Source organism: Phytopseudomonas seleniipraecipitans, from assembly GCF_900102335.1.
GTDB classification, from domain to species: Bacteria; Pseudomonadota; Gammaproteobacteria; order Pseudomonadales; family Pseudomonadaceae; genus Aquipseudomonas; species Aquipseudomonas seleniipraecipitans.
This window is the reverse complement of record NZ_FNBM01000009.1, coordinates 25,989-43,972: the sequence shown is the minus strand read 5'-3', so window position 1 is coordinate 43,972 and position 17,984 is coordinate 25,989. Positions and strand designations below refer to the sequence as shown.

The 17,984-nt window shown below is 61.4% G+C and carries 16 protein-coding genes; 6 read left to right on the top strand and 10 right to left on the bottom strand.

The window, feature by feature from the left end:
• Positions 1-181 precede the first annotated feature (181 nt).
• The 4 genes from pmrG to efp all read left to right on the top strand — a co-directional run bounded on the left by pmrG (position 182) and on the right by efp (position 4,539).
• Positions 182-877 carry a lipopolysaccharide core heptose(II)-phosphate phosphatase PmrG gene (gene pmrG / locus BLS60_RS21505; protein ID WP_092370535.1) on the top strand — a complete coding sequence of 232 codons (696 nt, stop codon included), beginning with the start codon at positions 182-184 and terminating at the stop codon, positions 875-877.
• A 410-nt stretch (positions 878-1,287) separates the two neighbouring features.
• Positions 1,288-2,637, top strand: coding sequence for an MFS transporter (locus tag BLS60_RS17335; RefSeq protein WP_092370532.1), 1,350 nt, complete (start codon positions 1,288-1,290; stop codon positions 2,635-2,637).
• A gap of 158 nt (positions 2,638-2,795) precedes the next feature.
• Positions 2,796-3,920, top strand: a complete 1,125-nt coding sequence (gene earP / locus BLS60_RS17330; RefSeq protein ID WP_092370529.1) for an elongation factor P maturation arginine rhamnosyltransferase EarP — start codon at positions 2,796-2,798, stop codon at positions 3,918-3,920.
• A 46-nt stretch (positions 3,921-3,966) separates the two neighbouring features.
• Entirely contained in the window at positions 3,967-4,539 is a 573-nt protein-coding gene (gene efp, locus BLS60_RS17325) for an elongation factor P (RefSeq protein WP_042556123.1), read from the top strand.
• 112 nt (positions 4,540-4,651) lie between these two features.
• On the opposite strand, the gene BLS60_RS17320 is transcribed toward efp, so the two are convergent.
• From BLS60_RS17320 to BLS60_RS17310, 3 genes are all read right to left on the bottom strand, one after another.
• Entirely contained in the window at positions 4,652-5,209 is a 558-nt protein-coding gene (locus BLS60_RS17320; RefSeq protein ID WP_092370526.1) for a Smr/MutS family protein, read from the bottom strand.
• A gap of 47 nt (positions 5,210-5,256) precedes the next feature.
• The gene (locus tag BLS60_RS17315; protein WP_070883663.1) at positions 5,257-5,586 is read right to left on the bottom strand and encodes a hypothetical protein; all 330 of its coding nucleotides are present in this window, start codon (positions 5,584-5,586) and stop codon (positions 5,257-5,259) included.
• 94 nt (positions 5,587-5,680) lie between these two features.
• Entirely contained in the window at positions 5,681-6,280 is a 600-nt protein-coding gene (locus BLS60_RS17310) for a cysteine hydrolase family protein (RefSeq protein ID WP_070883664.1), read from the bottom strand.
• A 225-nt stretch (positions 6,281-6,505) separates the two neighbouring features.
• Between BLS60_RS17310 and prmB the strand changes: the two genes are divergently transcribed.
• Positions 6,506-7,432: a 50S ribosomal protein L3 N(5)-glutamine methyltransferase gene (gene prmB, locus BLS60_RS17305; protein WP_476704147.1), complete on the top strand. Its 927-nt coding sequence runs from the start codon at positions 6,506-6,508 to the stop codon at positions 7,430-7,432.
• A gap of 185 nt (positions 7,433-7,617) precedes the next feature.
• Here the strand turns inward: prmB and cobF are convergent, their stop codons facing one another.
• The 6 genes from cobF to phhA all read right to left on the bottom strand — a co-directional run bounded on the left by cobF (position 7,618) and on the right by phhA (position 15,241).
• Positions 7,618-8,382, bottom strand: coding sequence for a precorrin-6A synthase (deacetylating) (cobF, locus tag BLS60_RS17300; protein ID WP_092370523.1), 765 nt, complete (start codon positions 8,380-8,382; stop codon positions 7,618-7,620).
• Between the two features lie 157 nt (positions 8,383-8,539).
• Positions 8,540-10,801 (bottom strand): glucosylglycerol-phosphate synthase, encoded by a 2,262-nt coding sequence (gene ggpS / locus BLS60_RS17295; RefSeq protein WP_092370520.1) that lies wholly within the window; start codon positions 10,799-10,801, stop codon positions 8,540-8,542.
• Between the two features lie 99 nt (positions 10,802-10,900).
• Positions 10,901-12,190, bottom strand: a complete 1,290-nt coding sequence (locus tag BLS60_RS17290; RefSeq protein WP_092370517.1) for an MFS transporter — start codon at positions 12,188-12,190, stop codon at positions 10,901-10,903.
• 136 nt (positions 12,191-12,326) lie between these two features.
• Complete coding sequence (locus BLS60_RS17285) at positions 12,327-13,679, bottom strand: DUF2254 domain-containing protein (protein ID WP_092370515.1); 1,353 nt, start codon at positions 13,677-13,679, stop codon at positions 12,327-12,329.
• Between the two features lie 213 nt (positions 13,680-13,892).
• The gene (locus tag BLS60_RS17280) at positions 13,893-14,249 is read right to left on the bottom strand and encodes a 4a-hydroxytetrahydrobiopterin dehydratase (protein ID WP_070883669.1); all 357 of its coding nucleotides are present in this window, start codon (positions 14,247-14,249) and stop codon (positions 13,893-13,895) included.
• A gap of 206 nt (positions 14,250-14,455) precedes the next feature.
• Complete coding sequence (gene phhA, locus BLS60_RS17275; protein WP_092370512.1) at positions 14,456-15,241, bottom strand: phenylalanine 4-monooxygenase; 786 nt, start codon at positions 15,239-15,241, stop codon at positions 14,456-14,458.
• Positions 15,242-15,447: 206 nt separating this feature from the next.
• Here phhA and BLS60_RS17270 point away from each other — a divergent pair, with 206 nt between their 5' ends.
• Positions 15,448-17,001: a sigma-54-dependent transcriptional regulator gene (locus BLS60_RS17270; RefSeq protein WP_092370509.1), complete on the top strand. Its 1,554-nt coding sequence runs from the start codon at positions 15,448-15,450 to the stop codon at positions 16,999-17,001.
• Positions 17,002-17,048: 47 nt separating this feature from the next.
• Here the strand turns inward: BLS60_RS17270 and BLS60_RS17265 are convergent, their stop codons facing one another.
• Positions 17,049-17,936 (bottom strand): LysR substrate-binding domain-containing protein, encoded by an 888-nt coding sequence (locus BLS60_RS17265; RefSeq protein WP_070883672.1) that lies wholly within the window; start codon positions 17,934-17,936, stop codon positions 17,049-17,051.
• Positions 17,937-17,984 lie beyond the last annotated feature (48 nt).

Below are 17,984 nucleotides of genomic sequence, written 5' to 3'. Positions count from 1 at the left end.
CGACGATTTCCGACCAGCATTCGATTAACGCTGGGAGCGAGACGCTCTGGGGCTCAAGTAGGCGCTGACGAGTACTTCAGCTTACAAAACGCTCCGACCCGTTCGCGAACTATGCGTGACAGAGTGGGTCAGTTCAGGTCACGCCTATAAACCGTACCCAGGCGATCTAGCTGGAGTTCTGATGCTGCAATCCCTTGTTCTACGCCCTACTCGGCGTTTGTATAGCAAGCTGAGCGCTCGCCTGCGCCGTGGTGCACTCGCCGCATGCATGGCAGCTTCTTTCGCGACGGCCTTGGGTGCTTTCGTGATGCATCCCCCAGAGATCGAAGATCTTTCTGAGGAGCGCAGTAATGAGCTGCCCAGTCTTCTCGACCAATGGGAGGAGGGCGATGTAATCGTCCTGCTGCGTCATCTGGAGCGCTGCGACAAAGAGGACTATCCGTGCCTGGAGGGAACCGAGGGAATCACCTCCAGATCGGTGCCCGTGGGAAGCTTGTTGGCCGAGGGGTTTGGGCAGTTGGGGCTCTCGAAAACAGATGTCTATAACAGCCCGCTCACGCGCACTGCGCAGACCGAAGAGCTGGTATTCAATGATCTAGGTATCGACGAAGACTGGTTGTACAAGTGCCGAGAAACAATGCTCGAGGATGCGCTTGAGCGTAAGGTGCCAGGCAAGAATATGGTTCTGGTAACGCATAGCAGCTGCATTTCCGCGTTCGAGCAGTCGCTTGGCTATGACACCGAAACGCCCGAATATGGGACCGCATTGTTTTTCACCAAGCCTGCCGATTCTAAATTCCTGAAAGTGGTCGGTTTTCTTGATGCCGATGATTGGAAGCGTGCACTTGAGGATGGCGCTCGGCGCCAGAGAGGCTAAAGCAGGAGAGGCTGCAACTAGCTTCAGGCTGCAGCCTCGCTTCGCTCAGTTCTGTGTAAGCGGCATTCAATTTAAGCGTGCTATCACGGCGATATGAACGAGCGGATTGTCCGTGCTAGCTTGCTGGTGTATCGTCCGCGGCCTTTGATGGGGCGGCCTGCGCCCTTCAGCTTTTATCGTTACAGCTCCCGCTGATTCCGCCACTTTCAACAAAATCAAAAACCAAAAGCCACCGGGCTTTTGGGCTTCGGCGTCCGCTTTTCTACGGCGTCTTTCCCTAAAGCATTCACCACTCGGCCAAGCATCGCTTGTCGTGGGGCGTTCTTGTGTGTGCAGTGTGGGCTGCGCGTAACAACCATTGCATTCTTTTTCCGATGCGTCTCCTGGGCGTCATCGTTCCGAGGTTTTTTATGTCGCAATTGCTTGGCATGGCGCTGGGGCCATTGCTCGGTTTGTTTATTATCAGCATCGGTAATGGCTTCATTTCTTCGCTGACCACGCTGCGTCTCGACGCTGCCGGCGTTTCGGCGACGGTGATTGGCATCGTCTCCGCTTCCTATTTCATCGGCCTGACCCTTGGCGCGTTGTTCAACGACCGACTGATCGTGCGCATCGGCCACATCCGTGCTTACAGCAGCTTCGCGTCGCTGACCGCGGTCTGCGTGCTCTTGCAGGGATTGTTTTTCGATCCCTGGGCCTGGTTCGTTTTCCGCTTGATCAGTGGTTGGGCGATTCTCGGGGTGTTTCTGGTGGTAGAGAGCTGGATGCTCCTGGCGGGCGATGAGAAGGTGCGGGGTCGCTTGCTGGCCCTCTATATGATGGCGCTTTACGGCTCGGGCATGCTGGGGCAATTACAGTTGGGAGCTATCGATGCGTGGGGCGAAACCGCGCCCTTCATGGTCGCCGGGTTGCTGGCGTCATTGTCGGTGCTGCCGATGGGCATCATTCCGCGGGTGACGCCTTTGGTCGAGCGTGTCGAGCCGTTGCTGCCGCATCAGCTGATTCGTATGACGCCCACCGGGGTGATCGGCTGCTTCGGTTCGGGTATCGCCATCGCCGCTGTTTATTCGCTGTTGCCGTTGTACCTGCAGCGCGTGGGGATGAGCGTCAACGAAGTCGGGCAGATGATGGCCAGTGTGATCCTCGGCGCCATGCTGCTGCAGTATCCGGTCGGGCGCTGGTCGGATCAGCATGACCGTCAGGTGGTGTTGATCGCGCTAAGCATCTTCTGCCTGCTGATCTCCGTGGCTATCGTGGTACTGCCATCATCGCCGCTGTTGTTGATGGTGCTGCTGTTCCTGCTTGGCGGCGGGGTGTTCGCGGTGTATCCGGTGGCGGTCAGTCACGCAGCGGATCGGGCGCCGGCTGGCGCGCTGGTGCGCATGGTTCAGGGGCTGCTGCTGATCAACTCGCTGGGCTCGGCAATCAGCCCGCTGATGATTTCGCCGCTGATGGAACGCGATGGCGACGCCGGGCTGTTTCTGGCCTTCAGTCTGCTCAATGGCTGCCTGGTGTTGCTGTTCTGCTGGCGCCGCAAGGTGCGTCCTGCTCCGCAGCCTGTGGCACCCTTCGAACCAGCGACGCCGGCCTCGATGGTCGGTGCGCAGATGCGCGTGACCGAGGACCTGATGCAGGGCGCGCTCGAGCATGAGCGCATGGAGGATCTCTCCGATGTAGTCCCCGGTGTCGAAGTCGCCGAACCCACGCACGATGCGTTGTCGAGCGTGCAGGAACGGCAGGCTCCTGGGTTGCAGGCGTGACGGCTGAATAGTGGATGGATGGGCGAATCTATTTTCCGTAGCTTCTGCTACCGGCTCGCCTGTCTATTCGCGCACTGGCGAGGGTGGCTGGGCTCGCAGTTATCAGCGCGTTGATGGCTGTTCTGGCCAATTAGGCTTGGCATAAGCGGAGTGCCGCGATGAGATGGGACATTTTTTGCCGGGTCGTTGATAACTACGGCGACATCGGCGTGACCTGGCGGCTCGCGCGGCAACTGGTGGCCGAGCAGGGCGCGGCGGTACGGCTGTGGGTCGACGACATGACGGCACTCGCGCGTATCTGTCCGCAGGCTGATCGCGAATTAGCCAGCCAGTGTCTGCATGGGGTCGAAGTGCGCAGCTGGGCGCAGCCGTGGCAAGCGGTCGAGCCGGCGAATGCGGTGATCGAGGCTTTCGCTTGTGAGTTGCCCGCAGACTATGTGTCGGCGATGTTGGCGAGCCCTGCGCGGATTCTCTGGCTGAACCTGGAGTACCTGAGCGCTGAAGATTGGGTAGAAGGCTGTCATGGGCTGCCCTCGCTGCAGGGAAATGGTCTGCAGAAGTTCTTCTTCTTTCCGGGGTTCACCGCCGGTACCGGTGGGCTGCTGCGTGAGCAGGATTTGCTGGTCAGGCGAGATGCCGTGCAGCAGGATCCCGTAGCGCGTGAACGCTTTCTCAAGTCGATGGATGTGCACATTGCGCCTGGCAGCCGTCTGATTTCGCTGTTCGCGTACGAAAATGCTGCGCTGGCCGATTGGCTGGATTGCCTGACGAGTCACGTTACGCCCACGCATCTGTTGGTTCCAGAAGGTCGGATAATGGGTGATCTGCAGCGCTGGCTGGGGCAGCCCAGCGAAATTGGGTCGCCGGTGCATCGCGGATCGTTGACCATTCAGGTTCTGCCCTTTATGCAGCAGGAGCAATACGACGCGCTGCTGTGGTGCTGCGACCTTAATCTGATCCGCGGCGAGGATTCTTTTGTACGGGCGCAGTGGGCAGCACGACCGCTGGTCTGGCATATCTATCCGCAGGAAGAGGGCGCGCACTGGGACAAGTTGGAAGCATTCATGGCGCTTTATTGCCACGGCCTTTCAGCGGCGGCCGCCGCAGCCGTGCAGGGTGTATGGCGCGCCTGGAATGCCGGCGCGCCGCTGGCGCAGCCCTGGAGTGAGTGGCTGCGCTGCGAAGATGAACTGGCTGCGCACGCCAGAGCGTGGGCGAAGCGCCAGGCGGTACCTGCAGATCTTGCCGCGGCGCTGGTGCAGTTTTACCGAAATTGGCTATGATACGCGGCCTCGAATTTTGTAAATCCATTCAGATCCGGATATTCGTATGAAAACCGCACAAGAAATGAAGCCTAACAGCGTGGCCCTGATCGATGGCCAGCCATGGCTGATCCAAAAGGCCGAGTTCACCAAGTCCGGTCGTAACAGCGCCATCGTCAAGATGAAGCTGAAGAACCTGATGAATGGCTCGAAGACTGAAACTGTCTACAAAGCCGACGACAAGATGGAGCCGGTCATCCTTGAGCGCAAGGAAGTGAACCTGTCTTACATCAGCGGTGACGACTACGTATTCATGGATCCGGAATACAACTCCTACGAGCTGCGTGCCGAAGACCTGGAAAGCGTTCTGCCGTTCATTGAAGAAGGCATGAACGACGTCTGCGAAGCCGTGTTCTTTGAAGGCAAAGTAATCTCCGTCGACCTGCCGACCACCATCGTGCGTCAGCTGGCCTACACCGAAGGTTCCGCCCGTGGCGACACCTCCGGCAAGGTGATGAAGCCTGCCAAACTGAACAACGGTACCGAAGTTAAAGTGGCTGATTTCTGCGAAATCGGCGACTGGATCGAGATCGACACCCGCACCGGCGAGTACAAGTCCCGCGCCAAGGCGCCGGTCTGATCGTCAGGCTTGCTGTGTGAAGTAATGAAAAACCCGGCCTTCGCGCCGGGTTTTTTGTGCCTGTAATTCGGTACGTGGCCAAGCGTCTGAGCCATGCGCCAGTGACTGAGGCTTACTCGTCGCGGCCATCCATCATGGTGCGCTTGAGGATCACGTACACCGCGCCGGTGCCACCATGCTTGGCGATGCAGGAGCTGAAGCCGAGGACCTGCGGGTGCTGGCGCAGCCAGGTGTTGACGTGGCTCTTGATCATCGGGCGACGACCGTCGGTGCGAACGGCCTTGCCGTGGGTCACGCGCACGCAGCGAATTTCCAGCTTGGTAGCTTCGGCGAGGAACTCCCAGAGCGTATCGCGGGCTTTTTCGACATTCATCCCGTGCAGATCCAGGCTGCCATCGAAGGGAATCTGGCCCAGTTTGAGTTTACGCATCTGGCCGTCCTGCACACCGTTGCCGGCCCAGTACAACGGGTCTTCGGGGCCCACATCGATCACGAACTGGTCGGAGAGGCCGTCAACCTTAAGGGTATCGGTGCGCAGCGTAGCGGCCTGGCGCAGAGTGGCCAGGCGAGCGCGATCGCTCTTGGGTTTGCCGGTGTCGGCGCGATCATGCTTGATCGGCTTGACGCCATGCAGCTGAGCCTTGAACAGGGAAAAGTCGTCGTCTTGCATCTGAGCCTCCGCAGGAGCACCCAGTTTACCAAGGGCAGGGGGGCGGGTCAGTCGCGTTTCTTCATCAGGTGAGGGGACATGGCCAGATCGGCTTTGCGTTGGCGGATCCGCCGACGGCATTTACGCCAGCCCAGTACGCCGCCCCAGAGCATGATCACGCCGACGACCAGCAGCACGCTGGCATCGGTGGTGGAATCATTGAGCTCGCCCAGCGCAGGCGGGCGGCCCAGAAACGTCGCGGCACCGGCCATCAACAGCAGCACGCCGAATGTCGCGAACAGGGCTGCCAGTGCGGCAGCAACCCGCAAGCGCCAGTTACCTGAGCCGGTTTTTTGCGGACGTAGGCGGCGAGCATCGAAACCGTCTGAAAGCTTCATGGGGCGGCATTTCCTCGCAGGATCATTTCCGCTATGACTGGCCGTAGCGAGTCGGGTTCAAAACAATGCGGCGCCTGGCGCCGCCTGCTGCAGCCTAAACCAGCGCGCTGGCGTTCGGAACCCAGGCCGCAAAGTTGTCGGCGAGCGCGATCATTTCCACACGGTGCATCTCGGCGGCGCTGATCACCTTGCCGTCGGGCGTCGGCAGGTCACGAGTGGCGCAAGCTGCATCCACCACAGTACAGCGGTAGCCGTAATCCTTGGTGGCGCGGATGGTAGTGCTGATGCTGGAGTGCGTCATGAATCCACAGACGATCAGGTCCAGATGGCCCAGCGACTGCAGCTTCTCGTGCAGGTCGGTACCGGAGAAGGCGTTCGGCATGCGTTTCTCGACGACGATCTCGCCCGGCAGCGGCGCGACTTCAGGCAGGTGGTCGCCACGTGGGCCACGCGGGTCGAGCAGGCCACCGGGAATGCCCAGGTGCTTGACGTGGACGATGGCGCCGCCCTGAGCGCGCACGGCATCCAGCAGCTTGGCGATCTCCGCCAGAGCCGCGTCCAGGCCCGGCAGTTGCACCACACCACTGCGGTACTCTTCCTGAGCATCGATGACCAGCAGAGTCGCATTGCTCAGGTGGGCAGGCGCGTGGCCACGACCGGTGAGCTGATAGAACGTTTGCGGGTTGGACGACATGTACGACTCCTTGCTGGCGCGGTTAACGGTGCATATTGTCCGCCTGTATGGCGCCGCTGTGAACCTCTCTGTTGAGGTATTACCGTGCAATGCCACGTGGTTGAGCTGGTGAATCGTTTCAGCTCCTCTATGCACTGGCGGCTTGGCTATTCGTGGCGACAGGTCCCGGCGCTGGAATGCTGGGGCTAGCCTGCTAAACTGTGCACTTTTGCCCGGAGCCATTCTGTGACCGATGCCCACCCAGCCCTGAACACCCGCCTGCGCACCCTGCGCGATTACATTCGCTGGGCCGTGAGCCGTTTTCAGGCAGAGGAGCTGTTCTTCGGTCACGGTACCGACAACGCCTGGGACGAAGCTCGTCAGTTGGTGCTGGGTGCACTGCATCTGCCCTGGGAAATTGCCGACAGCTACCTGGACTGCCGTCTCGAAGAAGACGAACAGCGCCACTTGCATGATCTGTTGCAACGCCGCATCGAAGGCCGCGTGCCGACGGCGTACCTGCTCGGCGAAGCCTGGTTCTGCGGGTTGCCCTTTATCGTTGACGAGCGCGTGCTGGTACCTCGCTCACCCATTGGTGAGCTGATCGAGCAACGGTTCAGCCCCTGGCTGGGCGGCGAGCCGGCGCGGATTCTGGATCTGTGCACCGGTTCGGGTTGTATCGGTATTGCCTGCGCCTACGAGTTCCTCGACGCCGAGGTGGTCTTGGGTGACCTGTCCTTCGAGGCACTGGAAGTGGCCAATCGCAACATTGAGCGCCATGGCCTCGAGGAGCGCGTCTACACCGTGCAGGGCGACGGTTTCGCCGGACTGCCGGGGCAGCGCTTCGACCTGATCGTGTCCAATCCTCCGTATGTAGATGCCGAAGACTTCGCCGACATGCCCGCCGAATACCAGCATGAGCCGGAAATGGGCTTGGCCTGTGGCGATGATGGCCTGGATCTGGTTCGTCGGATGCTCGCAGAGGCCGCCGATCACTTGACCGAGAAAGGTCTGCTGATCGTCGAGGTCGGCAATAGCCAGGTGCATGTCGAGGCGCTATATCCCGAGGTAGATTTCGCCTGGCTGGAGTTCGCTCGAGGCGGCCACGGCGTGTTCATGCTCTCGGCCGAACAGTGCCGCGAGCATCAGGCGCTGTTTCGCGAGCGCCTCTGAGTCGATGTTTACGATCGGTTAGCTTGAGGCATGGGGCACCTCGCAGGCCGCTATGTGGCGCAAGCGGCCTTTCGTAGGGTAGACGACGCCTCACCTACGCGGCCCGACCCGTCCACCGCTCTGCGATTGCAATGGTAGATGGAAAGAGCGTCATCCACCCTACGTCTGCTTGCGCCTTGCTGCGATCAGGCTTCGCGGCCGCCGCGGCGCAGCAGGTAGCTGTCCATGATCCAGCCGTTGGCCTCGCGCGCGGCGGCGCGGGTTTGGGCGATGTGTTCGGCGACATCGGCGAGTTTGCCGGCGATAAGAATCTCGTCCGGCGTGCCGACATAGGCGCCCCAGTAGATATGCAGATCTTCGCTAATCACATGGTGGTAGCTGTCCTGTGCGTCGAGCATCACCACCACGCTGTCCACGCCCTCTGGCCAGCCTTCGCGCAGGCGTCGGCCGGTGGTGATCTGCACGGCACGGCCGATCTGGTTCAGAGGAATGCGGTGGCGCGCGGTCAGCGCCTGAACACTGGTGATGCCGGGGATCACCTCGTAATCGAGGCGCATGCCGCCCGTGATCACGCCATCTAGAATACGGATGGTACTGTCGTAGAGCGACGGGTCGCCCCAGACCAGGAAGGCGCCGGTTTCGCCGTCCTTCAACTGGCCAAGCAACTGTTCGAACACCGCCTGCTTGTCGCGGTTGAGGCTATCGATGCTCGCGTCATAGTTGGCCACATCGCGTTCGCGTTCAGGGTTCGTCGCTTCAAGGATTCGATAGGTGCGACCAGGCTCGATATAGCGATCAAGGATCAGGTGACGCAGGGCGATCAGCTTGTCCTTGGCTTCACCCTTGTCGAGGATGAAGAACACGTCGGCGCGATTGAGCGCCTTGATCGCTTGCGTGGTGAGGTAGTCAGGGTCACCGGCGCCGATGCCGATGATCAGGATGTCTTTCATGCTGCGTGTCTCGTACTTGCAATGGCGCGCAGCATAGCAGTTCGTCACGACAGCTGACCGTAGCCTGCTGCTGAGCGAAGCGATGCGCAGGAGCGAGTTGTCGGCAGGCCGAATGCTCCCCTGAGTATCGCTTCGCTCAACGCCAGGCTACTGGTATTTAACCAGCCGCTAGGCGCAGGACATTTTCCTCTTCTGCCGATGGCTCGGCGACGCCGGCGAGGAACTCGTCACCCCAGCGACGGATATCGTTGAAGTTGACGATATCGAACAACTCGCGCATCCGCGCCCGTGCTTCGGTTTTCGGCATGTTCAGCGCCAGGTAGCAGGTTTGCGCCAGGTCCGCGGTGTCGTGGGGGTTGGTCAGCAATGCGCCCTTGAGCTCCGCTGCGGCACCGGCGAATTCGGACAGTGCGAGCACACCCTGGCCTTCGAGCAGGCCCTGGGTGGCGACGAATTCCTTGGCCACCAGGTTAAGGCCGTCACGCAGCGGGGTAATCCACATGACATCGGCCATGGCGTACCAGGCCACCACTTCGTCGAACGGGAAGGCGCGGAAGAAGAACTGCACAGGCGTCCAGCCGATCCGCGCGAAGCGGCCGTTGATGCGGCCCACGGCCTGTTCGATCTGCGATTGCAGTTCGTCGTAAATGGTCATCTCGCGAGCGGCCGGCACGCAGATGCTGACCAGGGTGATCTTTTTGTGCAGTTCCGGGTTGTCGGCCAGCAGCCGCTCATAGGCTTGCAGTTTTTCGAGGATGCCCTTGGTGTAATCCAGTCGCTCGACCGACAGCACCAGCTTGATGCCGCGCAACTCATCGCGCAGGTTGGCCATCTGTTCGCGGGTCTTGTCCGACGCCAGGGCGTTGCGCACCCGGTCGATGTCCAGGCCAACCGGATGGGCACCCAGCTTGACCACGCGGCTGCCGGTGTCGACGGCGGTGGTCATGCGCTCCAGGCCTACGGCGCAGCCGTAGGTGATGAAGCGCGGTGCGCAATTTTGCCGGCTGACGGTCTGCAACGGCGTAACGCCGCGCGCCACGTCCACGAAGTTCTCCACCTGACGCGGAATGTGGAAACCGATGTAGTCGCACTGCAGCAGGCTGCCGATGATCTGCCGGCGCCATGGCAGCACGTTGAACACGTCGGCCGATGGGAAGTAGGTGTGGTGGAAGAAGGCGATGCGCAGATCCGGGCGCAGCTCGCGCAGGTAGCCCGGCACCATCCACAAGTTGTAGTCATGCAGCCAGACCACGGCACCTTCTGCAGCTTCCTTGGCGGTGCGTTCGGCGAAGGCGCGGTTGACCTTGAGAAATACCTGCCAGTCATCCTCGTCGAAGCGTGCCCGTTCCCAGAAGGTGTGCAGCGTCGGCCAGAAGGCTTCTTTGGAGAAGCGCTTGTAGAAGATGTCGACTTCTTCCTTGCTCAGCGCCACCCGTGCGGCGGTGAGTTTGGGATAGCGCTCGGCGTCTACCGTGGTGTGCGTTTCAAACGGCTCGTCGTCCTCTTTCACCGCCCAGGCGACCCAGGAGCCGGGGCGTGAATCGCCGAAGAAACTCATCAGCGTGGGGATGATGCCGTTGGGCGAAGTGGGGCGGCGGCGCTGCACCTTGCCGTCGACGCGATGCTCTTCGTAGGGCAACCGGTGATAGACCATCACCAGCTCGGCTTGCCCCGGTTTGGTGGCGTTGCGTTTCTCCGCGGCGATGCCATGCTCACCAAGAAAACCGAAGTGCACGAAAGCCTGCAGAATGCCGCCGCAGCCGCTGCGGTCGGCTTGTAGAATCCATGATTGATGCTCGGTGGCCTTGATCAGATCAGGCTCCGACTCGCCGACGCAGACACCTTTGTAGGTGCCGTCGAGCATCTGCAGGTCATTGAGGGTATCGCCGCAGGCCAGCACTTCACCGGCATCGATGCCGAGCCAGTCGACCAGCGCCTGCAGGCTGGTGCCCTTGTTGACGCCCTTGGGCAAAAAGTCGAGGTAGCGATCCGCGGAGTACAGCAGGTCGCAACCTAGGGTTTCTGCCACAGCGGCCAACGCCGGGTCTGCCGCTTGTTCGGGTGTACAGAAATACGAGCAGCGGCGCGCCTGTGGCACATCCTGGCGCTCCAGCCCGAAGCCTTCCAGCGCTTGAGCCACCAGGCTTTCACCTGGCCAGCGGGCATCCACTTGGCCCTGCAGCGGCTGGATCGGTTGCAGGCTGTCGCCATGCACGAACGTGGCGCCGACATCGGCGATGATGAAGTCCGGTTGTGGCAGGGTCGGGTCGGCCAATAGCGGCAGCACTGCCTCAAGGCTGCGACCGGTGACATAGGCCAGCTGAATTTCCGGGTGAGCGGCGATGGTCTGGTAAAGGCTTAGGCGATCTTCGGGATCACCAGCGAGGAAGGTTCCGTCAAGATCGGTTGCAAGTAGCATGCGCTGTCTCCCTGTCCATGAGTGGTGCAGTGACGCGCCGACATCAGCCGACGAGCAAAGCGGGCGCCTTGTTGGCGCCTCTGTTACGTAGGCAATCGCCTACGGTGAAACGGTGACGGGCTCCTGCTCGTCACCTTGGTTATCGTTATCGGGGTCGTTGTCATCTTCAGACGACGGGGCGTCTGGCATCAGCTCCAGCACGGTATGGCTGGTGCGCATCATCGGCACGAAGTGCGCCTGCTCGCCGGCAACCAGGTCGCTGACATGACGCAGACGATAGAAGGTGTAGGCTGCCAGCACGCCCAGCGTGGCGGCGAAATACAGCGGTAGAGCGGCGGCGCCGGTGTATTGCATCAGCAACCCGGCGAGCAGCGGCCCGCATACCGAGCCAACTCCATTGATCATCAGCAGGCTGCTGGAGCCGGACAGAATCTCGTCGCTGTGCAGCTGGTCGATCAACTGCGCGACGGCAATCGGATAGATGGCGAACGACAGCCCGCCAAACACGAACATCAACGCCAGCAACAGGCGACCAGCCGGCAATAGGCTCATCAGCAGGGCGACGATCACGGCCGCGCTGACTACCCAAAACAGCACCCAGCGTCGGTCATGGGTATCGGAGAAGCGGCCGATCGGCCATTGCAGCAGGGCGCCGCCGAGAATGGTCGCGCTCATCATCAGGCCCACGCCTGCAGCATCGAAACCATTGAGGCTGGCATACACCGGCGCCATGCCCCAGAACGCCCCGAGGGCCAGGCCGGAAAGCCCAGCAGCGGCAATCGACAGCGGCGCGATTCCGGCAATTGCGCGCAGGTTGGTATGCAGGGTGTCGGGCACGCTGGGCTGCGGCTGGCGCGTCAGTGTAATGGGCATCAGCGCCGCGCTGATCAGCATCGCGGCCAGGGCGAAGAGCAGGAAGTCAGCCGGGTCGGCCAGGTTCAGCAGTTGCTGCGCCGCCGCCAGGGCGCCGAGGTTGACGGCCATGTACACGGCGAACATCTGCCCGCGCTTGTCATTAGGTACCTGAGCGTTGAGCCAGCTTTCGATCACCATGTACAGGCTGACCAGCGCCAGGCCGTAGAGCACCCGCAAACCGAGCCAGACCCAGGGGTCGACGATCAGCACATGGAGTAGGGCGGTGATCGCCGCTAGGGCGGCACAAAAGGAGAACGCACGGATATGCCCAACGCGACGAACCAGCGGAATAGCCAGCCAGGTGCCGAGGAGAAAACCGACGAAGTACCCGGACATGATCAGTCCGAGCATCCCGGTGGAGTAGCCTTCGGCGACGCCACGCAGAGTCAGTAGAGTGTTGAGCAGACCGTTGCCAAGGAGGAGTAACGCGACCCCACCCAGCAACGAGCTGATAGGGGAAATCAAGGACCACATGGCGAACAACCCTAGGGGACTATGCCGGTGATGGCAAGCACGAAGCGCGCCAGTGATCGTTGCTAGGCTCTCTATTCCATTGATTTAAAAGGAATATTTTAGTTGATAAACGTTTCGCCAATTTTTTCGGGGTTTATCATGCCCCGTCATGGGGCAGCGCTGGTTCCGGCAGGGGCATCAGCGGGCGTTGCTCGGCGCCGAGGGTGCGGTTGAGGCGAGCGATGAAGTCATTGATTTCTTGCCGTTCGCGGCCCTCGTGCAGGCAGCGGTCTGCGGTGTCACGCACGCTGCGTGCATGGCGCAGCAGTTCGCCGCGTTGCGCAGTGCTGCACGGACGATGCAGCAAGTTTTTGAAGGCTTGCAGGAGGCTCACCAGGACGCTGACGTCTGTCGCGCCATAGGCTCGTATAGGGCCTAGCAGTTGCAACAGCAGTTGGTCCAGCGAGAGCTCCTGGTACGACAGGCGAGGGGGTTCGTCGGGCAGGCGGGCGAAGTCTCTGTCGCCCAGCTCAAGACGTTTGCCCAGCAGCACGCTGAGCAGGTCGACGGTCTTGATTGCCGTGCCCGGGTCATTGATGCCGGGGCTGAGCGCCTTCACCGCAATCTCCGACATCTGCCGACAGCCGAAGAAATAATGGTTGCTGGCGTACTCCTCGATGAAGAAGTCAAAGCAGTCGAGCAGTTGTTGGCAGGTGTCCTCGTCCAGTTGCCGCTCCAGGCGGAACAGTGGATGGCCTTCGCTGACGAAGAAGCCACGATGGGCCATCACCGTCATGCGCACCTGATGGCGGCGTAGCAGGGTATTGGCTTCGCTGACGTTGAGCGCCTTGAAGTAACCGTTGCGTTGCGCATTGACCGTTATCCAGTCGCTGTCATCCGGCCAGGACACCTGCTGCTCTCTTGCTGCGAGTTTGCTGCTGCAGGTGTGAAGCTTTGCCAGGCTGGCGAGGTAGAGATTGTTGAGAATGTGTTCGACCTGGATCGACTGCGAAATCGAGCGGATGAAATGCACGAACAGGCCCAGGCAGGTGATGCCCATGGCCAGGGTGATCAGCACGCCGAGGCTCGGCACCCGATCGGTGTCGCCCTGTTCGATGGTGGTAATCAGCAGGAGCGCATAGAGGATGCTGCCAAGGTAGATGCCCAGTGTCTTCTGGTGCCCCTTGCTGCTGATCAACCCCGGGATCACTCGCGGGGAGAGCGAGGCCGCGGCATTGTTGAGCACCACCATGACCATCGAGAAACTGAACACCATCAGCGAGAGGATGCCGGTCACCAAGGTGGCAAGGATAAGCCTGGCGTTCTCCGCGTTGCGTACCATGCCGATGTCGACGTTCTGCTTGAGCGCCAGCATCCAGGGACGGTATTCGAGTGCCATGGTCAGCACGCACAAGAGAAAGAAGCCGATGGCGATCAGCGTTGGGTAGAACGCCAGGCTGTGGGTAATGCGCTGATAGGCGCGAAACAGAAAATTGCTGGGCACGGCCATTGGCGAATCCGTCTTGGATGGCGTTGACCGCGCTATAGCGTTCGGGCATGCATGCGCGGCAGGTCATAATGACCGCCTGGTGCCCACCCAGTTCACCCTCGAATTGGTTTTGGCGCGGCCAGCTGATCCAGGCATGGCGCGCCATCTGGTAGGTTGCAGGGTCTCGCTGTGATCAAGCCGTGCGTCATCCGCACAGCGGGGCGGGGTGGCTGCTCACTTGCGACCCTCGGCAGCGCTGGCGAGCACATCGGTGCGCGCCGCCATGACGAAATCGTTGCGATGCAAACCCTTGATCGAGTGGCTCCACCAGGTCACGGTGACCTTGCCCCATTCGGTGAGCAGCGACGGGTGATGGTTCTCGGTTTCGGCAATTTCGCCTACGGCATTGGTAAAGGCCAGCGCATGCTTGAAGGTGCGAAAGGTGTAGGCCCGTTCGAGCTGCATCACGCCATCGCGGACCTCGATGTTCCAGTCCGGGATTTCCTTGATCAGTTGCGCCAGTTCGGCCTCGCTGACTTTGGGTGCATCGGCGCTGCAGGCTTCGCAGGTGGCTTGGGACAGTGCGGTCATGGGGTTTCCTCTGAACGTTGATCGTTACGGCAAGCTTAGAGCCTGTTCACGATCTCGCGAGCTAGAGCGATCCAAGGCAAAAACTGGCCAGGAAGCGGAGCTGCAAGTAGTAAATGAGCATTTGACGGGGGCGTCTAGCCTGGGCTGGCAATCCAGCTTGTTTTTAACGCAGGAGCGCCGACGCGCAGCAGATCGTGAACAGGTTCTTAGGCCGCCTTGGGTGGAAATTTCGGTGCGTGCAGGCCGAGCGTCATGGCCTGCTGTACCAGGCTCATGATGTCCTGTTGTGCCAGGGCGAACAGCCGTTGTAAATCCGGCAGTACGAAATACAGCGGCTGCAGGATGTCGATGCGATACGGCGTGCGCATGGCCTCCACAGGGTCGAACGGCTGGTGCTCGGGTTCGCCTGACAGACAATACACCGCCTCCTTGGGCGAGGAGAGAATGCCGCCGCCGTAGATGCGCAGGCCGGCAGGCGTGTCTACCAGGCCGAACTCGATGGTCATCCAGTATAAGCGTGCCAGGAACACCCGCTCCTGCGCGCTGGCAGCCAGGCCCAGGCGGCCGTAGGTATGAGTGAATTCGGCGAACCAAGGGTCTGTCAGCAATGGGCAGTGGCCGAAGATCTCGTGGAAGATATCCGGCTCCTGCAGGTAGTCCAGATCCGCTTCGCTGCGGATGAAGGTGGCCACCGGAAACTGCCGGTTGGCGAGCAGCTCGAAGAAGCGCTGGAATGGAATCAGCGCCGGTACCTGGGCGACTTGCCAGCCCGTGGTTGCTCGCAACACGCGGTTGATGTCCGGCAGTTGGGGAATCCGCTCACGGGGCAGGGCGAGCTTGTCGAGGCCGTCCAGATATTCCTGGCAAGCGCGGGCCTCGATCACCTTGAGCTGGCGCTCGATCAGCGTCTGCCAGGTGCGATGCTCGACCTCGCTGTAGTCAATGAAGCCGGTCGCGTCAGGGTGCCGGGCAACGTACTGGCTGACTTTCATCTGGCGATCTCCCTGCACATCCGTTCTGTGGCCTGAGCATGCCGCAGGCAAGCGTGCTTGGCGCGGGCGCGAGCGGCGTGGGGGAGCGGGCAAATGGCGGTTTTCGTAAAGAAAGCATTACGTCTTGCGCGAAGGCCTGTTTCTGGCTTGGCCGCTTCCTCTAGACTGGCAAGAAACCTTGACGAAAATAACAAGAGCGGCCTGTCATGCGTATCAAGATCCACTGCCAGAATCGCGTGGGCATCCTGCGCGACATCCTCGAACTGCTTGTCGGTTACGGTACCAACGTAGCGCGTGGTGAAGTGGGCGGCGAGCAGGGCAACGCCATCTACCTGCACTGCCCCAATCTGATCAATCTGCAATTTCAGGCCCTGCGCCCCAAGCTTGAAGCCATCACCGGGGTATTCGGCGTCAAGCGCGTGGGGTTGATGCCCAGCGAGCGTCGCCATCTGGAACTCAATGCGTTGCTTGGCGCGCTGGAGTTTCCAGTGCTGTCCATCGACATGGCCGGCAGCATCGTCGCGGCCAACCGTGCGGCCGCTCAGTTGCTGGGTGTGCGCGTTGACGAGGTGCCGGGCATTGCGCTGTCGCGCTACACCGAAGATTTCGATTTGCCGGAACTGGTGCGGGCCAACCGCTCGCGGATCAACGGCCTGCGGGTCAAGGTCTGTGGTGACGTGTTTCTTGCCGACATCGCCCCGCTGCAGGCCGAGCAGGAAGACAGCGAAGCCATGGCCGGCGCAGTCCTGACCCTGCACCGCGCCGACCGAGTGGGCGAGCGCATCTACCAGGTGCGCAAGCAGGAGCTGCGCGGTTTCGACAGCATCTTCCAGAGCTCCAAAGTGATGGCTGCGGTAGTGCGTGAAGCACGGCGCATGGCCCCACTGGACGCGCCGCTTCTGATCGAAGGTGAGACCGGCACCGGCAAGGAACTGCTGGCCCGCGCCTGCCATCTGGCCAGCCCCCGAGGTCAGTCGCCGTTCATGGCGCTCAACTGTGCCGGCCTGCCGGAGTCGATGGCCGAGACCGAGCTGTTCGGCTATGGGCCGGGCGCCTTCGAGGGCGCACGCGCTGAAGGCAAGCTGGGCCTGCTGGAACTGACGGCAGGCGGCACGCTCTTTCTCGATGGGGTCGGCGAAATGAGCCCGCGTCTGCAGGCCAAACTGCTGCGCTTTCTGCAGGACGGCTGCTTCCGCCGGGTCGGCAGTGATGAGGAGGTGTACCTGGATGTGCGGGTGACCTGCGCGACTCAGCTGGACCTCTCCGAGCTGTGCGCGCGGGGGGAATTTCGTGAAGACCTTTATCACCGCCTCAATGTGCTCAGCCTGCATATCCCGCCGCTGCGCGAATGCCTCGACGGTCTGCCGCCACTGGTCGAGCACTTTCTCGACCGCGCCAGCCGGCAGATCGGTTGTCCGCTACCAAGCCTTGCGCCCGCTGCGCTGGAAAAAATGAGCCGCTACCATTGGCCAGGCAATGTTCGGCAACTCGAAAACGTACTGTTCCAGGCAGTATCGCTGTGCGAAGGCGGGGTGGTGAAGCCCGACCATATCCGTCTGCCGGGGTACGGCGCGGCGCAGCCCTTGGGCGACTTCTCGCTGGAAGGCGGGCTAGATATGATTGTCGGGCGCTTCGAAAAAGCCGTGCTGGAGCGGCTTGCCGGGGAGTTTCCGAGCAGTCGCCTGCTCGGCAAACGCCTGGGCGTGTCGCATACCACCATCGCCAACAAGTTGCGTGAGCATGGGATTGGCAAGGCGTAGCTGCAGGGCAACGCGAGCAAAGCCCTTTTTACCGATGCCGCCTCAGTTCACGCCTGGGGCAGCAGCGTCGCGATCAACGCCCGCACGCTGCCGGGCAGCGCTTCGAGGTCTCGTACCAGCATGCTGCGTTCGCGCACCGCCCAGGGTTCGTCGAGTTCGATGGTGTGCAGCTTCATGGTGCGGCGATGCCGGCTGGCGGCGGATTCGGGGATGATGCCGATGCCGACGTTGGCTTCCACCATGCGGCAGATGGCCTCGAAGCTGGACATCTGGATACGCAGCGACAGGGTGCCGCCCAGGGTTTCCACGTGTTCACGCAAGAAGGTCAGCAGCGTACTGCCGTCGTGCAGGCCGATGTGCTGGTACTGCAGGGTATCGCGCAGGCTGACCTGCTCGCGGCCCGCCAATGGATGACTGTCCGGCACCACCAGCACCAGGCGGTCGGTGCTGAAATGCAGCACCTGCAGGCCGGCGGCCTCCACCGGGCCGGCGATGATGCCCAGGTCGGCGCCGCCGTCGAGCACGCCGCGCACGATATCGCGGCTCAGGCGTTCCTGCAGATCCACCGTCACGCCGGGGCGTTCGGCAAGGAAGCCAGCCAGTATTTCAGGCAGGAACTCGGTCACTGCCGTGGTGTTGGCGAAAATGCGGATATGCCCGGCCGAATCACTGCCGTATTCGGTGAACTCGCTTTTCAAATAATCGACCTGACGCATGATCAGCCGCGCGTGCTGCAGCAGGCGCTGGCCGGAGGGTGTCAGCTCCACGCCGCGGCTGTCGCGGTACAGCAGGCGGGTGTCGAGTTGACCTTCCAGCGCCTTGATGCGCGCGCTGGCAGCGGCCGGCGACAGCGAGGCGCGGCGCGCTCCTTGAGTCAGGCTCGGTGATTCGGCGATATGGATGAAGAGGCGCAAATCCGGCAGATCGAAGTGCATGGCAAGTATCTCCACTGATGCTAAGTCAACGCATCGCCGGCAAGCCGG

What these genes read in the sequence shown, in the direction of transcription:
- BLS60_RS17320 (WP_092370526.1), bottom strand. Translation starts at nt 5,209, where the DNA reads ATGCAAGACGACGACTTTTCCCTGTTCAAGGCTCAGCTGCATGGCGTC.
- BLS60_RS17335 (WP_092370532.1), top strand. Translation starts at nt 1,288, where the DNA reads ATGTCGCAATTGCTTGGCATGGCGCTGGGGCCATTGCTCGGTTTGTTT.
- BLS60_RS17270 (WP_092370509.1), top strand. Translation starts at nt 15,448, where the DNA reads ATGCGTATCAAGATCCACTGCCAGAATCGCGTGGGCATCCTGCGCGAC.
- BLS60_RS17315 (WP_070883663.1), bottom strand. Translation starts at nt 5,586, where the DNA reads ATGAAGCTTTCAGACGGTTTCGATGCTCGCCGCCTACGTCCGCAAAAA.
- BLS60_RS17290 (WP_092370517.1), bottom strand. Translation starts at nt 12,190, where the DNA reads ATGTGGTCCTTGATTTCCCCTATCAGCTCGTTGCTGGGTGGGGTCGCG.
- cobF (WP_092370523.1), bottom strand. Translation starts at nt 8,382, where the DNA reads ATGAAAGACATCCTGATCATCGGCATCGGCGCCGGTGACCCTGACTAC.
- BLS60_RS17285 (WP_092370515.1), bottom strand. Translation starts at nt 13,679, where the DNA reads ATGGCCGTGCCCAGCAATTTTCTGTTTCGCGCCTATCAGCGCATTACC.
- BLS60_RS17280 (WP_070883669.1), bottom strand. Translation starts at nt 14,249, where the DNA reads ATGACCGCACTGTCCCAAGCCACCTGCGAAGCCTGCAGCGCCGATGCA.
- earP (WP_092370529.1), top strand. Translation starts at nt 2,796, where the DNA reads ATGAGATGGGACATTTTTTGCCGGGTCGTTGATAACTACGGCGACATC.
- ggpS (WP_092370520.1), bottom strand. Translation starts at nt 10,801, where the DNA reads ATGCTACTTGCAACCGATCTTGACGGAACCTTCCTCGCTGGTGATCCC.
- pmrG (WP_092370535.1), top strand. Translation starts at nt 182, where the DNA reads ATGCTGCAATCCCTTGTTCTACGCCCTACTCGGCGTTTGTATAGCAAG.
- efp (WP_042556123.1), top strand. Translation starts at nt 3,967, where the DNA reads ATGAAAACCGCACAAGAAATGAAGCCTAACAGCGTGGCCCTGATCGAT.
- BLS60_RS17265 (WP_070883672.1), bottom strand. Translation starts at nt 17,936, where the DNA reads ATGCACTTCGATCTGCCGGATTTGCGCCTCTTCATCCATATCGCCGAA.
- phhA (WP_092370512.1), bottom strand. Translation starts at nt 15,241, where the DNA reads ATGAAAGTCAGCCAGTACGTTGCCCGGCACCCTGACGCGACCGGCTTC.
- BLS60_RS17310 (WP_070883664.1), bottom strand. Translation starts at nt 6,280, where the DNA reads ATGTCGTCCAACCCGCAAACGTTCTATCAGCTCACCGGTCGTGGCCAC.